The following is a 14,250-nucleotide window of genomic DNA, read 5'->3' as shown; positions in this document are numbered from 1 at the left end:
ACCGTTTCCCCTGGTCGCCGTCCCGATGGACGACGAGACGAAAGGCTCGCCCAAGGCACAGTACTATCTACGTACGTAGGCCGTAGGAGAGCGGCTGGGCCGAGAAGGGGTCTTCATGCGCGTACCGGCGCCGGCGAGGAGGTCTCGCCGTGGGTGAGCTGTTGTTCGGCACGACGTTGCTGGCCTCGTTCCTCGGGGGTGTGGTGGCCCTGCTGGCGCCGTGCTGCGTGTCGGTGATGCTGCCGGCCTACCTGTCCACCGGCTTCCGGCACCGCGGCGGCGTGCTGCCGGCGACCCTGGTGTTCGGCGCCGGGGTGGCGACGGTGATCCTGCCGATCGGCCTGGGCGCGACGGCGCTGAGCAGGCTGTTGGTCGAGCAGCACGTGTGGCTGTTCTCCGCGGGCGGAGCGCTGATGATCCTCGCCGGGGCGGCGGTGCTGGCCGGGTGGAAGCCGAACCTGCCCATGCCGGGGGCGCGCAGGGTGAAGGAGGGCAGCTTCGGGTCGGCCTACGCGCTCGGGACGTTCTCCGGCCTGGCCAGCGCCTGCTGCGCACCCGTGCTGGTGGGGGTCGCCGTGCTCTCCGGCGCCTCCGCCTCGTTCCCGGCCGCGTTGGCCATCGGGCTGTCCTACGTCGCCGGGATGGTCGCGCCGCTCGCGCTGGTCGCCGTGCTGTGGGACCGGCGCCGCGAGCGCGCCTCGACGGTGCTCAGTGACCGCCCCGTGCGCCTGCGGCTGGGCCGCTGGCAGCGGCACCTGGCGCTGGGCACGCTGGTCAGCGGGCTGCTGATGATCGGCATGGGTGTGCTCGCCCTCGTGCTGGCCTTCACCGGACCCGGCATGCCCAGCGGTGGCTGGCAGACCGAGCTGAGCGCCTGGCTGCAGCACCTGTCCAGCGTCACCGTGGACGCCCTGTCCTGGATCCCGGGCTGGGCGCTCGCCCTGATCCTCGCCGCCGGCTTCGCCCTGCTGCTCCGCCGCGCCACGCGCGAGAAGACATCGCGCCCGGCCAACCCGGCACCGTGCTGCGCCGGCGAGGAGAACCCCGAGCCCACATCGATTCCCGCAACCGTGGAGGAGAACCACCGTGAGCAAGACCAGCGCTAGGACGCGGGCCAAGCGTTCCGCGACCGGCAAGAACAGCCGGGACACGACGTCGCGCACCCGGCCCCCGACGACCGGCGCGGTCGCGAAGGCCCGCGGCTCATCGCGCGGTCCACGCCGCGGCGCCCTCATCGCCGGGGCGCTGGTCACCGCCTTCGCCGTCGTCGTGCTCTACCTGGTCTACCAGAGCTCGGAGCCCAGTCCGGACACCTCGGCGGGCGGCAGCGGCTACCACCACGTCGCCGGCGAACCCGGCATCGGCGACACGGCCCCCGGCTTCACCCTGCCCTCCAGCAACGGAGGCGAGGTCAGCCTCGCCGACTACCGGGGGCAGAGCGTGCTGCTCTACTTCCAGGAGGGCCTGATGTGCCAGCCGTGCGTCGACCAGATCACCGACCTGGAGTCCAACGAGGCGGCGCTGACCGAGGCGGGGGTGGACGAGGTCGTGTCCATCTCCCACGATCCGATCCATCAGGTGGCGCGGAAGGCGGCCGACGAGCAGCTGTCCACCCCGTGGCTGTCCGACCCGAGCCAGGAGGTCATCCACGCCTACGACGCCCACAAGTACGGGATGATGAACGAGACCACCGCCGGGCACAGCTTCGTCCTGGTCGGGCCGGACGGGACCATCCAGTGGCGCGCCGACTACGGCGGTGCCCCCGACTACACCATGTTCGTCCCGACCGAGAAGATGCTCGCCGACCTGGCCCAGGAGCGGGCCTCGTGACCGCCCCGACGGAGATCACCCTGCTGACCCAGCAGGCCTGCGCCTTCTGTGACCACGCCAAGGACGTCCTGCGGCGGGTCGGGCAGGACCACCCGCTGCGGATCACGGAGATCGACCTGGCCGACGAGGAAGGGCAACGGCTCGCGCGGCGAGCCGGCGTGATGTTCGCCCCCGGCGTGCTCGTCGACGGCGAGCCCTTCTCCTACGGCCGGATCTCCGAACGCAAACTCCGCCGCACCCTGAGCAAGCGCGCCGCGGCGAGCGGCCGGTGACGGACCGCCGGGGCCGGTAACGTCATGACCAATGGAACGATGAGTAGCACGACGGCCGGGTTGTTCATCGAATACTCCATTTTTTATCTCATCGATCCCGACGATCAAGACTGCCCTGTGTACACGGGCAACTTTCCAACGCCTGATGTTACCGGACTTATCGCGGTCGCTCCCAACTTTGCCGCGATCACGTGCGGCGTCTATATAGGAGAGATCGTCGTGAGCGTTGAGATCTGGAACGAGCCCGCGAAGATCGAGCTTGATTCCTGGGACGATGTGGCGGAGGCGTCAACAACATGGCGCGCGAGCCAGGTGCAGGTATCCGGAGCGGCGGTCGATGAGCCCAAGGACTTGCGGGTGTCACTGCCCAGGTCAGAAAACGGCTCTTTCAGGATCCGCGCGGCCGTCAGAAACCGTGACGCTGGCGAAGACCGAACCAGCGCCGATCCCGTCGAGGAACACCTGATCCAGATCTGGGCTGCTCCACCCGCTCCGCAACACTTGACCAAGAGCTCGGACAGAGTAGGGGCAGTGTGGCGCCGACGCGCCAATCAGCCACCCGCCTGACGCTCCACGAACCGAGGTCCGGGAAGCGGGGGCAACGCCAAGGTGTCCGGACAACCGGGGGAAGCTCCCCACCACTATCTCAAGGGCTCGGTGTACTGCGGCTACTGCCGACGGGCCGGGCGAACCCAGCGGCTGGCAATCCAACGGACGGTCAACCGCCACGGCTACGAATATCTGTACTTCTTCTGCCGAAACAAGCGCGACGGCCTATGCCGCGGCTCACACATCCACATGTACCAGGTCGAAGAGGCAGTCGAGCGGCACTACGCCAGCATCCGGTTCCGCCCAGAGTTCATCTCGGATGTCGGTGCGCATGTCGACACCGTCATCAGCGAACAGGAAGCCTCCACGCGCCTCCTGCACAAGCAGATCTCCGCCCAATTGCGTGAACTCGAGGAGAACTTGATCGACCTCGCCGCCGACGACACGCTGCCGCAAACCAAGGTCAAAGCCAGGCTCCGCGACATCGAACGCGAACGACGACACCTCACCCAGCGGCTCGACACCGCCAGCGCCGACCTCACCGACAGCGCTCGGCTCATCCGAGCCGCCCTCACGCTCCTGGAAGCCCCCGAAGAGCTCTACCGACGCTGCAACGGCCAGCAACGGCGCCTACTCAACCAAGCGATCTTCCACGGCCTCTTCGTCGAAGACGACCAGGTCACCGACCATGACCTCCGTCCCCCTTCGGGCAGCTTCTCGCACTCCAACGCGAGCACCTCCCCACGCCCGCGAGCGCGCCGATCACCCGGTCACCACATGGGCGCAGCAAAAAGGCCACCCGTCCAGCGGGTGGCCCTTCAACCTCCGGTGTCGCCCTCCTGCTCAAGGACATTCACACGGGCCAGGGTTCTAATAGCAACCCCAAAGGTGGAGCTAAGGGGACTCGAACCCCTGACCCCCTCACTGCCAGTGAGGTGCGCTACCAGCTGCGCCATAGCCCCGGGCGCGGAGGCGATCTCCGCATCGCGTGGAAGATACGGTACAGCATCGCTCCGCGCGAGGGGGCACGGGGGTCCCAACGCGGGAGTCAGCGGTCCGAGCGGAGGGTGGCCGGGTCGAAGGTGTCCAGGTCGTAGTCGTCGTCGGCGGCCGCCGGGGGAGTGGCCCCGCCAGCCCCGCCAGGCCCACCAGCCCCGCTAGGCCCGCTAGGCCCGCTAGGCCCGCTTGGCCCACCTGGTTCGCCGGCGGCACGCAGCCGCTCCTCCCGCCGCCGCTGGAACTCCTCCACCGTCATGCCCGGGTCGTCGTGCTCGGCGCGGGCCGGTGCGCGCTGCCCGGACAGCTGCTCGATCAGGTACGTCATGTCCTCCCCGAGCAGCAGCGCCACCTTGTTGTAGCTGGCCTGCGTCGCCTCGCGCATGGCGACCTGGGCGACCTCCACGATGAGCGACCCGAGCCGCTCCGGCCCCCAGTTCACCGCGTTCGGCGCCAACCACAGGTTGCGCAGCCGCCCGCGCGCGTCCACGGTCACCTCGATCGTGTCGTCGACGTCGTGCGCGGTGCCGGTCGCCTCCGCCATCACGTTCCTGACCCGCGCGAACGCCTCCTCGCGGGCCTTGGTCTCGGCGATCAGCTCCCGGGTGCTCCGCTCCAGCGGCACCTGCTCCACCATCGCTCACCGCTCCCCGAAGCCCGGTATCCCGGACACGTCGTCGTCCTCGGGCAGCGGCTCGTAGCCCAGCTCCCGCAGCCGCCGCTCGCTGCCCGGTCCGAGCACCGGCGCCAGCGTGTGGAACATCCGGTCGCCGGCCCGCCGGGTGGCCTTCTCCGCCAGCTCCATGATCTGCCGCGCCACCGCGTCGGACCCGCTGCGCAACGCCGTGGACGTCAACCGCACCTCGGCCAGCAGCCCGCCGGGATGCACCTCGACCCCGACCGCCCCGTCCGCGGACTCCGCGCGCCCGGTCACCCGCCCCACCCTGGCGAACTGCCGCTCCGCCCGCTCGGCCGTCCGCTCCACCCGCTCGGACACCCGGGCGATCTCCCGCTCGACGTCGAACTCGGCCACATGCCCTCCCCGCTACCGCGTCACCAGTATCCGCCGGCCGCACCTCCTCCCGCCGGGGCTCGGCCTACACCCGGCGGTGGAGACTACCCCGGTCGAGGTCATCCGGTCGGTCGGTAGAAGCCGATGAACTGCTGCCCGGCGTTGGTCGTGCGGATCGGGTTGATCTGCACCGGGTCACCGGCCTCGATCATCTGCCCGTTGCCGATCACCATCGCCACGTGCCCGGACCACACCACCAGGTCGCCGGGCAGCAACTGGTCGATCGACGGCACCTCCGCCCCCACGGTCTGCGTCTTCGCGATCCGCGGGATCTGCAACCCGGCCTCCCCGTACGAGGTCATGGTCAGCCCGCTGCAGTCCAGCCCCTGCCCGGGTGCCGTCCCGCCCCACACGTACGGCACGCCCAGCTGCGACAGCGCCGCCCGCACCGCCTTGGCCGCGGTCTCGTTCGGCGCCCGCACGGTGCTGCCGTCGGGCAGGTTGATCTCGACCCCGGTGCCCGGCTGGGGCGGGATCGCCACCGGCAGCCGCGGCTTGGTGACCACGCCACCGCCCACCCCGGCGGCACCCCCACCGCCGGAGCCTCCGCTCCCGCCGGTGCCCCCGGTGTTGAACGACGGCGCGACCTGGGTGGCGCCGCCCGCGCTGCTGGCCGACGTGCCCTGGTCGCCGCCGCCGAGCCGACCGGCGATGGCGGAGAGCTTGTCGATGGTGGCCGCCGCGTTGTCCGCGGACTGGCCGTTGTACTGCTGGAGCCGCTGGAACAGCCGCATCAGCTCGTCCTGCGCGGCGGCCGGCCCGTGCGGCTGCTGGGTGCGCAGCGCCGCGACGCGCTGCATGGTCTCCGCGATGTCGTTGATGATCTCCTCGCGGATCCTGTCGTTGGTGACGTTGCCGACCTGCAGCGCCTCCGCCGCCTCCGCGACCGCGTTCTCGATGTCGGCGCTGAGCTCGAGCACGTCCTGCACCTCGCGCTCCAGGTCGACGGAGGTGCCGGTGGCGCGGTCGGTGGTGGCGCCGGCCGAGGCGGCCGCGAGGCGGGCCCGCTCGGTGCCGGCGTCGGCCCGCAGCCCGCCCATCGACTCCCGCAGCGCCGGATGCGCCGACCTGGCGGCCTCCACCGCGCCGGCGTCGGTGCGCATCTTGCCGGCGAACCGGTTCGTGGTGTCCAGCCCGGTCCGGAGCACCTCCGCGGTCTCGACGGTCATCCGAGCTCCCCGCGCAACCGGTTCATGACGGCCTGGTGGTCGGCCTCGACACCGGCGTAGTTGCCGGCGGTCCTGCGGGCTGCGTCACCCATCTGCTCCCACTTCCCGCCGAGCGTGCCCATCCGCCGCTGCAGCTCCCGCATGCGCGCCGCGTAGGCACCGGTGAACCCGGACTCGCCGCCCATCGCGGAGAAGCCGTCGCCGGCGAGCTCGGTGTGCGGCGCGACGTGCCGGCCGCCCGCCCCCCGGATCTCCTCGCCCAGCGGGTCGACGTTGCGGGCGTAGGTCTCGTACGCCCCGTCCTCCACCCAGAAGCCCCGGTGTGGTGTCCCGTCCACGATCCCTCCTCGTCCCAGGCGTGCGACGCGGCGGCTCCGGCCGCGGTTCCCCCGAACGCCCTGGCGTTGGGGAGCGTAACCGAGGAACTCCGGTTCGTGGTGTCCCTTACGCTGGTTCGCGACCCCAGACGAGGCAGGAGACGCGATGCGACTCGCCCGAACGGCGCTGGCGGTGCTGCTGTGCGGCGCGAGCGTGGCCTGCTCGGCGAGCGGCGCGGCGCCGGACTCGGTGGTCACCCGCGCCGAGGAGCACGGCACCCTCACCATCGGCATCCGGTTCGACCAGCCGGGCCTCTCGGAGCGCACGGTGGACGGCCGCTTCCTCGGCTTCGACGTCGACGTCGCCACCCACGTCGCGGCCCAGCTGGGGGTGGACGCCGAGGACATCACCTGGCGGGAGACCACCCCGTCCCGGCGGGAGACCGACATCACCTCCGGCGCGGTGGACCTGGTGGTGGCCACCTACTCGATCACCGACCGACGCAAGCAACAGGTCGCCTTCGCCGGCCCGTACTTCTCCACCGGCCAGGACCTGCTGGTGCGGCTGTCCACCACCGGCATCACCGGCCCGGAGTCGCTCAACGGTCGCAAGCTGTGCGCGGTGCCCAACTCGACCTCGGCACTGCAGGTCAAGGAGCGGTTCGCGCAGGCCGTGCGGCTCGTGGAGTACCCGCGCTACCCGGACTGCGTCACCGCGCTGCTCGCCGGCCAGGTGGACGCGGTCACCACCGACGGGGTGATCCTCGCCGGCTACGCGGCCCAGCACCCCGAGTTGCTCAGGGTGGTCGGTCAGCCGTTCTCCGTGGAGCGCTACGGCATCGGGCTGCGCAAGGGCGACACCGACGGCCAGGCCGCGATCAACGACGCGATCCGGAAGATGATCAGCAGCGGGGCGTGGCGGGAGTCGCTGGAGCGCAACATCGGCCCCTCCGGCTACCCGCTGCCGGCGCCGCCGGAGGTCAGTGAGCGGTGATCCCGGAGCTGCCCGACCTGCCGGTGCGTGCCGTGCTCGACACGCTGACCGGCGCGCTCACCGCCTCCGGTGGTGCCGTGCTGGTCGCCCCACCGGGCACCGGCAAGACCACCGTCGTCCCGCTGGCCCTCGCCGCGGACACGCCCGGCCGGATCGTCGTCGCCGAGCCGCGCCGGCTGGCCGCGCGGGCCGCCGCCACCCGGATGGCCGCGCTGCTCGGCGAGCCGGTCGGGCGCACCGTCGGCTACGCCGTCCGCGGCGAGCGGCGGGTCTCATCCGGGACCAGGATCGAGGTCGTCACCTCGGGGCTGCTGGTGCGCCGCGTGCAGGCCGACCCCGAGCTGCCCGGGGTGGCGGCCGTGCTGCTCGACGAGTGCCACGAGCGGCACCTCGACGCCGACCTGCTGTTGGCCCTGCTGCTCGACGTGCGGGCCGGGCTGCGCGACGACCTCCGGCTGCTGGCCACCTCGGCCACGGTGGCCGGCGACCGGCTGGCCGCGCTGCTCGGTGGCGTGCCGGTGGTCACCGCGCACGCCCGCGTGCACCCGGTCGCCGTCGAGCACCTGCCGCCGGCGCGCGGCGAGCGCGTTGAGGCCCACGTCGCGCGGGCGGTCCGCCGCGGGCTGGCCGAGCACGAGGGCGACGTCCTGGCCTTCCTCCCCGGCGCGGGGGAGATCGGCCGGGCCGCCGCGTTGCTGGCCGACCTGCCCGGCGTGGATGTGCTCCCGCTGCACGGCCGGCTGCCGGCGGCCCGGCAGGACGCCGCGCTCGCGCCGGGCCCGCGGCGCCGGGTCGTGCTCGCCACGGCCGTGGCCGAGTCGAGCCTCACCGTTCCCGGCGTGCGCATCGTGGTGGACTCCGGGCTCGCTAGGGTGCCGAGGGTGGACCACCGCAGGGGCCTGCCCGGCCTGGCGACCGTGCGGGTGTCGGCGGCGGTGGCCGACCAGCGGGCCGGCAGGGCGGGACGCGAGGCGCCCGGCGTGGTCTACCGGTGCTGGCCGGAGCACGAGCACGGCACGCTGCCGGCGGCGCCCGAGCCGGAGATCCGCACCGCCGACCTCGCCCGGCTGGCCCTCGAGCTGGCCTGCTGGTCCACTCCGGACGGTGCGGGGCTGAGCTGGTGGGACCCGCCACCGCCCGGTCCGCTGGCCGCCGCGCGGGAGCTGCTGCGCGCCCTCGGCGCGGTGGACGCCCGCGGCGCGGTCACCCACCGCGGGCGCCGGATGGCCGACCTCGGCCTGCATCCCCGGTTGGCCAGGGCCCTGCTCGACGGTGCGGCGGCCGTCGGGTCCCGACCCGCCGCGGAGGTGGTGGCCCTGCTCGACGCGGCCGGCCCGGCCAGCTCGTCCGACGTGGACACCGAGCTGCGCCGGCTGCGGTCGGCGGGCGACGCGGCGGGGCAGCGCTGGCGCGCCGAGTCCCGGCGGCTGGCCGGGCTGGTCACCGGTGGTCCGGACGCGCCCGACCCCGCGCGGGTCGTCGCGCTCGCCCACCCGGAGCGGCTGGCCCGCCGCCGTGCCCCGGGGTCCCCGGTCTACCTCATGGCCGGTGGGACCGCCGCCGAGTTGCCGCCGGGCAGCGGCCTCGGCGACGCCGAGTGGCTGGCCGTCGCCGAGGCCACCCGCGATCCAGGCCGGCCGCACGCGATGATCCGGCTGGCCGCCCGCGCCGACGCCGAGCTGGCCGCCGACGCCGCGCGGCCGCTGCTCGCCGAGGCGGACGAGGTGAGCTGGGCCGGTGGCGACGTGCGGGCTCGCCGGGTGCGCCGGCTCGGCGCGATCGTGCTGGCCGAGCGACCGCTGCCCAACCCCGAGCCCGGCCGGGTGCGCGCGACGCTGCTCGACGGATTGCGCCGGGAAGGGCCGGGCCTGCTGCGCTGGACCGCCGACGCCGAGCGGCTGCGGCAGCGCCTGGCGTTCCTGCACGAGCGGCTCGGCCCGCCGTGGCCTGCGGTCACCGACACGGCGCTGCTCGACCGGGCCGCCGACTGGCTGGAGCCGGAGCTGTCCGCGGCGACCCGGCGGGCCGACCTCGTCCGGATCGACGCGGGCGTCGCGCTGCGCCGGCTGCTGCCGTGGCCGGAGGCGGCCCGCCTGGACGAGCTGGCGCCCGACCGGATCGCGGTGCCGACCGGGTCGCGGATCCGGGTGGACTACGGCGGTGCCGAGCCGGCGCTCGCGGTGCGGCTGCAGGAGACCTTCGGCTGGCGGGAGACCCCGCGGATCGCCGGCGGCCGGGTGCCGGTGGTGCTGCACCTGCTCTCCCCGGCGGGTCGGCCCGCGGCGGTGACGGCCGACCTGGCCTCGTTCTGGCACACCGGCTACCCGCGGGTGCGGGCCGAGCTGCGCGGCCGGTACCCGAAGCACAGCTGGCCCGAGGACCCGCTGACCGCCGAGCCGGTCCGCGGCGCGCGCCGCTGACCTCTGTGGACTGTCCTAGTCGAACAGCTTGCGCTGGGATGGTTCGGGTAGCTCGGCGGCCAGCTCCTCGTCGGTCTCCTGCTCGTGCAGGCCGAGCTCCACCGCGCGGCGGATCTGCTCCCGGTTCTCCCGCACCACGTGCGTGAAGAACTCCCCGGTGCGCGGGTCGGTCAGCACCTCCAGGGTCACCCGCATCACGGTGTCCACGACGGACCGGACGATCTCGTCGTGGAACGGCAGTCGGGACAGTCGCCCGGCCTGTGGGTCCTCCTTCAGCTTCTCGGTGACCACCGCGCGCAGCAGCTCCTTGTGCTCGGCCAGCGAGCGGGCCAGGTTACGCGGGTACTCCCCGGTCTCCAGCACCTTCACCGTCTCGTCCAGCACGGCGACGGTGATCGGCTGCTTGATCGCCAGCACGATCGGTCGGGACAGCTTCTCCACCAACCGCTGGGTGAACAGCTCGCCGAAGGTGCGGTCGGCGGTGCGGGCCAGCCGCATGACCACCACGACGATGCGCAGCAGCCGCAGCCCGCGCAGCGCCGGGTGGGCCAGCGGGATCATGCCGAGCACCTCGTACCAGTTGCGCAGCGGGAAGGCACGCGGCCACCCCGCGGCCCGCCAGCGGACGAGGAACTCGACGGCGAACACGCCGCAGATCGAGGTGTCGACGACGAAGACCACGTGCGCCGTCCCGGAGTCCACCGGGAAGAACGTCACCCACGCCAGCAGCGCCACCGACACCACGGCCAGCAGGAGCATGACGACGTCGTCGATCCGGCGCAGCCGGGTGCGCGGGGTGGGCGGCGCGTCGGTCATGCGCGGCATTCTGCCGGTTCCATTGACCCACCCCCCAACCCCGCCCGCCCCGACGCCGTGTCCGCGTGTTGTGCGCGGGTGTTGGCGCCGCACGGCGCGGACACGTGTGCACGGGGCGCGGACACACGGTTCAGGTGGGGAGGAGGGTGCGGAGGAGGTCGCGGGTGCCGGTGACCAGCTCCGCCCGCCCCGGTGGGGTCGCCGTGCCCGCGCCGGCGATCGCCTCGAACAGCACGCCCTCGCACCAGGCGACCAGCAGTCGCGCGTGCCGGTCCGGCTCCACCGAGCCGGCCGCGCGGAGCAGGGCGGCGGCCCGCTCGCGCAGCCGGCCCCCTGCCCGGTCGTAGGCCGCCCGTAGCTCCGGCCGGCGGGCGGCCTCCAACGCCAGCTCGTACCGGGCGAGGGTGCGCGCCCTTCCCGCGGTGATCGACTCGTGCAGGAAGCCGGCGACCGCGTCGGCGAGGTCCTCCGGGCGGCCATCGCCCAGTGCGGCGGTGTCCACGTCGTCGTGCTCGAGCATCCTGGCGATGGCCAGCTCCAGCAGCGCCAGCCGGGTGCGCGCGTAGTAGGAGGTGGAGCCCGGTGGCAGCCCGGCCGCCCTGTCGACCGCGCGGTGGGTCAGCCCGCGCAGCCCCTCCCGCGCGATCAGCTCGATCGCGGCGTCGCCGATCAGGCCCACCCTGCTCCCCGCCACCGCCCCAGTTTACCCGGCGGGCTCTACGGCTGTAGAGTCCACTACAGGTGTAGAGGAGGAGTGCGATGCCCCAGGCGGTGGTGGTCGGCGGCGGGATCGGCGGGCTCGGCGCCGCGCTCGGGCTGCGCCGAGCCGGCTGGCGGGTCACGGTGCTGGAACGTGGCGCGGCCGGCACGGACCTCGGCGCGGGCATCAGTCTGTGGCCCAACGCCCTGCGCGGCCTGCGCGAGCTGGGGCTCGGCGCGCGGCTGCGCCCGCTGCTCACCCCGCAACGCACCGGGGCGCTGCGCGACCGCCGTGGCCGCGTGCTGGCCGAGGTCGGCGGCGATGTCCTCGAGCGCGCTCTCGGCCTGCCGATGGTCGCCATCCATCGCGGGCAACTGCTCGACCTGCTGCGCGCCGCGCTTCCGGCGGAGTCACTGCGGTACGACGCCGAGGTCACCGGGATCACCCCGTCCGGTGAGCTGCGCGGCGCGGGGACCGACCTCGCCGGGGCCGACCTGGTGGTCGGCGCGGACGGCATCGACAGCGGGGTCAGGGCCGCGCTGTGGCCCGCCCATCCCGGCACGGCCTACTGCGGGGTGACGGCCTTCCGCGCGGTCGTCGATCCGGTGCCGGGCGCCGTCATGGACGGTACGTGGGGTCCCGGCGCGGAGTTCGGGGCGGTGCCGCTGGTCGACGGCCGGCTGTACTGGTTCGTCTCGCTCACCGCTCCCGAGGGGCTCCGGCCGGCCGACCGGCTGGCGTTCCTGCGCACCCGGCTGCGGGACTGGCATCCCGGGGTGCACCGGATCCTGGAGCGCACCCCGCCGGAAGCCGTCCTGCAGCACGACGTTCGGGTGCTCGCCGCGCCGCTGGACAGCTACGTGCGGGGCCGCGTCGTGTTGCTCGGTGACGCCGCGCACGCCATGGCGCCGTTCCTCGGCCAGGGCGGGTGCCAGGCGATCGAGGACGCGGTGGTGCTGGCCGCCGAGCTCGCGCGGGAGCCGGACGTGCCCACCGCGCTGGCCCGCTACGACCGGGTGCGCCGGCCGCGCACCCAGGGGCTGGCCAGGGCCTCGGAGCTCGCCGGGCGGTTCGGGCACCGGGTGACCAACCCGGTCGCCGTGGCGCTCCGGAACACCGTCCTGCGCCTTCTGCCCGCGGCGGTCGCCGCGCGTGGCACCATGGCCGCCGCGCGCTGGACCCCGCCACGCATCGAACCGGCCTGAGATCGCGCGGCGGGGTACGGGCCGCGCGACCTCAGGGCCTCCGCTCGCGCCGCAGCCCACCTCAGGGTGTGCCGACCAGCGCGGCACCCGGTGACGCGCGACGGCGACCGTGGTGCGTCATGATGGCCGCGACGTACTGAAAGGAGCACGCGATGGGGCAGCCGCGTGACTTGGCCGAGCAGCTCGGCCAGGAGCCACCCCCTGGCGTCGCGGCGCTGCCGGCCGACCAGCGGGAGTTGCTGGCCACCGCGCTCGCCGACGCCCGCCGGCAGCAGGCCGCGGCCATCCGGGCCGCGGCCGAGGAGTCGCTGAGGTACGTGCCGGCGCTGCTGCGCGGCGCGGTGCGCAGGGCGGTGGGCCTGTGACCGGGTCGACGGCGCTGGCCGAGCTGGAGGCGCGGGCGGAGGTCGACAAGCTGGCCCGGCTGCTGAGGACGGAGCCCGAGCGGCTGGAGTTCCTGGCCGGTGTGGACCCCGCCGACGTGCGCCGGTTCCGGGAGCAGGTCGTCGACACGCTGTTCGACGCCCATGGCGGCGTCCTCGGCCGGATGGCCGGGGCGAGCCGGCTGCTGCCCGGCGCCGTGCTGGCCAAGATCGCCGAGAGGGTGTTCGGCCCGTTGCTGTGCGCCAGGATCGCCGGACTGGTGGACGTCTCCCGCGGGGTGGACGTGGCCCGGCGGTTGCCGCCGGCGTTCCTCGCCGACGTGGCCGCCGAGCTCGACCCGCGGCGGGCCGGCGAGATCATCACCCGGATCCCGGCGCCGACCGTGGTGGCGGTCGCCCGCGAGCTGGTCGCCAGGCGGGACTGGATCACCATCAGCCGGTTCTTCGACCGGCTGCCGGACCCGACGGTGACCGCGGTGTTGCCGGTGATCCCGGACGCCGGGCTGCTGCGGATCGCCTTCGTGGTGGACGCCAAGGACCGGATCGACCACGTGCTCGGGCTGGTGCCGGCCGAGCGCTTCCCCGGCATGGCCGCGGCCGCCGCGCGGGAGGGCCTGTGGCCGGCGACGTTCGGCGTGCTCACCCACCTCGGCGAGGCCAACCGGCGGAGGCTGCTCGACGCGGTGGGCGAGCTCGATCCGGAGGTCCGGGCCGACGCCGCCGAGCACGCCCGCGCCCTCGGCCTGCTCGCCGAACCGGGCCCGGTGCGCGACGCCCTCGGCGGCTGAGGCGGCCGGCGAACCGAGCCCGGTTCGCTACCTCGACGCCGGGTCGTCCGCCGCGGCCGGGCCGTAGGCGGCGAGGAAGACGCGGACGGCCTCGTCGGCACAGCGGTCGCGCTCGCCGGGCGGGAGCGCGGTGTCGGCGCCGAGGAACATGGCCCGGTTCAGTGGGATCGACAGGATCAGCCAGTTGAGGTGCTGGGCGGCCAGCAGCGGGTCGGCCACCCGCAACAGCCCCCGCCGGGCCAGCGCGTCGAGCTGCTCGGCGAGGAGGGCGTGCGCGCGCTCCGGCCCGCTGGCGTACCACGTCCTCGCCAGCTCCGGGAACCGCTCGGCCTCGGCGATGATGATGCGGCGCAGCCGGATCAGGTGCGGTTGGGTGACCTCGACGATGTGCCGCCGGGCGAACCGGCGCAGGTCGGCCGGCACGTCGTCGCTGCCGCCGAGCGCGGCCACCATGTCCGCGGTGAGCGCCTCGGTCGCGCTGATGTCCCCGGTGACGATGGCGGTGAACAGCCGCTCCTTGTCCGCGAAGTGCTTGTACACCGTCTGCTTGGACACCGCGGCGAGCGCGGCGACCTCGTCCATGCTGGTGCCGTCGTACCCCTTGCGGAGGAACACCGTCCGGGCCGCCGCGAGGATCGCGGCGCGCTTGCGGGCCGACCGGCCGAGCGTGGCGTCGGCCGCCGGGGCGGGGCGAGCGGCCTCGTCGACGGCCGGCTTTCCTTCGTGCACGGCAGCAAGA

Annotated in this window: 17 protein-coding genes and 1 tRNA gene; 9 read left to right on the top strand and 9 right to left on the bottom strand. The window is 73.9% G+C overall.

The genetic code is table 11. From position 1 onward, the window contains the following. Positions 1 to 149 precede the first annotated feature (149 nt). From BM051_RS03995 to BM051_RS28320, 4 genes are read left to right on the top strand one after another with little or no spacing between them, the layout of a single operon-like run. The gene (locus tag BM051_RS03995; RefSeq protein ID WP_092527961.1) at positions 150 to 1,106 is read left to right on the top strand and encodes a cytochrome c biogenesis CcdA family protein; all 957 of its coding nucleotides are present in this window, start codon (positions 150 to 152) and stop codon (positions 1,104 to 1,106) included. Further along, complete coding sequence (locus BM051_RS03990) at positions 1,087 to 1,830, top strand: peroxiredoxin family protein (RefSeq protein ID WP_208325944.1); 744 nt, start codon at positions 1,087 to 1,089, stop codon at positions 1,828 to 1,830. Before BM051_RS03995 ends, BM051_RS03990 begins: the two co-directional genes overlap by 20 nt. Then, on the top strand, positions 1,827 to 2,102 hold the full coding sequence (locus BM051_RS03985) for a glutaredoxin family protein (protein WP_092527958.1): 276 nt from the start codon (positions 1,827 to 1,829) through the stop codon (positions 2,100 to 2,102). The genes BM051_RS03990 and BM051_RS03985 overlap by 4 nt, the downstream gene beginning before the upstream one ends. A gap of 39 nt (positions 2,103 to 2,141) precedes the next feature. Continuing rightward, positions 2,142 to 2,669, top strand: a complete 528-nt coding sequence (locus tag BM051_RS28320; RefSeq protein WP_134046152.1) for a hypothetical protein — start codon at positions 2,142 to 2,144, stop codon at positions 2,667 to 2,669. Between the two features lie 219 nt (positions 2,670 to 2,888). Here BM051_RS28320 and BM051_RS29640 read toward each other — a convergent pair whose 3' ends face one another. The 6 genes from BM051_RS29640 to BM051_RS03955 all read right to left on the bottom strand — a co-directional run bounded on the left by BM051_RS29640 (position 2,889) and on the right by BM051_RS03955 (position 6,226). Further along, the gene (locus BM051_RS29640; RefSeq protein ID WP_092527955.1) at positions 2,889 to 3,275 is read right to left on the bottom strand and encodes a hypothetical protein; all 387 of its coding nucleotides are present in this window, start codon (positions 3,273 to 3,275) and stop codon (positions 2,889 to 2,891) included. Positions 3,276 to 3,540: 265 nt separating this feature from the next. Beyond that, a tRNA-Ala gene (locus tag BM051_RS03975) sits at positions 3,541 to 3,613 on the bottom strand. An 86-nt stretch (positions 3,614 to 3,699) separates the two neighbouring features. Then, positions 3,700 to 4,284 (bottom strand): YbaB/EbfC family nucleoid-associated protein, encoded by a 585-nt coding sequence (locus BM051_RS03970; RefSeq protein ID WP_092527952.1) that lies wholly within the window; start codon positions 4,282 to 4,284, stop codon positions 3,700 to 3,702. A gap of 3 nt (positions 4,285 to 4,287) precedes the next feature. Then, a complete protein-coding gene (locus BM051_RS03965; RefSeq protein ID WP_092527949.1) occupies positions 4,288 to 4,680 on the bottom strand; it encodes a hypothetical protein in 393 nt (130 codons plus the stop codon). Between the two features lie 98 nt (positions 4,681 to 4,778). Next, positions 4,779 to 5,888, bottom strand: a complete 1,110-nt coding sequence (locus BM051_RS03960; RefSeq protein ID WP_092527946.1) for a C40 family peptidase — start codon at positions 5,886 to 5,888, stop codon at positions 4,779 to 4,781. Further along, positions 5,885 to 6,226, bottom strand: coding sequence for a hypothetical protein (locus tag BM051_RS03955; protein WP_092527942.1), 342 nt, complete (start codon positions 6,224 to 6,226; stop codon positions 5,885 to 5,887). The genes BM051_RS03960 and BM051_RS03955 overlap by 4 nt, the downstream gene beginning before the upstream one ends. Positions 6,227 to 6,371: 145 nt before the next feature. Between BM051_RS03955 and BM051_RS03950 the strand changes: the two genes are divergently transcribed. Both BM051_RS03950 and hrpB read left to right on the top strand, forming a co-directional pair. After that, positions 6,372 to 7,199, top strand: coding sequence for a glutamate ABC transporter substrate-binding protein (locus BM051_RS03950; RefSeq protein WP_092527939.1), 828 nt, complete (start codon positions 6,372 to 6,374; stop codon positions 7,197 to 7,199). Further along, positions 7,196 to 9,619 (top strand): ATP-dependent helicase HrpB, encoded by a 2,424-nt coding sequence (hrpB, locus tag BM051_RS03945; RefSeq protein ID WP_092527936.1) that lies wholly within the window; start codon positions 7,196 to 7,198, stop codon positions 9,617 to 9,619. Before BM051_RS03950 ends, hrpB begins: the two co-directional genes overlap by 4 nt. Before the next feature lie 15 nt (positions 9,620 to 9,634). Here the strand turns inward: hrpB and BM051_RS03940 are convergent, their stop codons facing one another. After that, positions 9,635 to 10,435 (bottom strand): ion transporter, encoded by an 801-nt coding sequence (locus tag BM051_RS03940; protein WP_092527933.1) that lies wholly within the window; start codon positions 10,433 to 10,435, stop codon positions 9,635 to 9,637. Between the two features lie 130 nt (positions 10,436 to 10,565). Continuing rightward, positions 10,566 to 11,129 (bottom strand): TetR/AcrR family transcriptional regulator, encoded by a 564-nt coding sequence (locus BM051_RS03935; RefSeq protein WP_092527931.1) that lies wholly within the window; start codon positions 11,127 to 11,129, stop codon positions 10,566 to 10,568. Between the two features lie 65 nt (positions 11,130 to 11,194). On the opposite strand from BM051_RS03935, the gene BM051_RS03930 reads away from it, so the two are divergent. The 3 genes from BM051_RS03930 to BM051_RS03920 all read left to right on the top strand — a co-directional run bounded on the left by BM051_RS03930 (position 11,195) and on the right by BM051_RS03920 (position 13,511). Further along, positions 11,195 to 12,340, top strand: coding sequence for an FAD-dependent monooxygenase (locus BM051_RS03930; protein ID WP_092527929.1), 1,146 nt, complete (start codon positions 11,195 to 11,197; stop codon positions 12,338 to 12,340). A 152-nt stretch (positions 12,341 to 12,492) separates the two neighbouring features. Beyond that, positions 12,493 to 12,705, top strand: a complete 213-nt coding sequence (locus BM051_RS03925; RefSeq protein WP_092527927.1) for a hypothetical protein — start codon at positions 12,493 to 12,495, stop codon at positions 12,703 to 12,705. Further along, complete coding sequence (locus tag BM051_RS03920; RefSeq protein ID WP_243859538.1) at positions 12,702 to 13,511, top strand: hypothetical protein; 810 nt, start codon at positions 12,702 to 12,704, stop codon at positions 13,509 to 13,511. The genes BM051_RS03925 and BM051_RS03920 overlap by 4 nt, the downstream gene beginning before the upstream one ends. Before the next feature lie 27 nt (positions 13,512 to 13,538). Here BM051_RS03920 and BM051_RS03915 read toward each other — a convergent pair whose 3' ends face one another. Next, positions 13,539 to 14,240: a TetR/AcrR family transcriptional regulator gene (locus BM051_RS03915; protein WP_208325943.1), complete on the bottom strand. Its 702-nt coding sequence runs from the start codon at positions 14,238 to 14,240 to the stop codon at positions 13,539 to 13,541. Positions 14,241 to 14,250 lie beyond the last annotated feature (10 nt).

The organism is Amycolatopsis arida, from assembly GCF_900115565.1.
Classification (GTDB): domain Bacteria; phylum Actinomycetota; class Actinomycetes; order Mycobacteriales; family Pseudonocardiaceae; genus Yuhushiella; species Yuhushiella arida.
The sequence above is the reverse complement of the archived record's forward strand: the minus strand, read 5'-3'. Positions and strand labels throughout refer to the sequence as shown.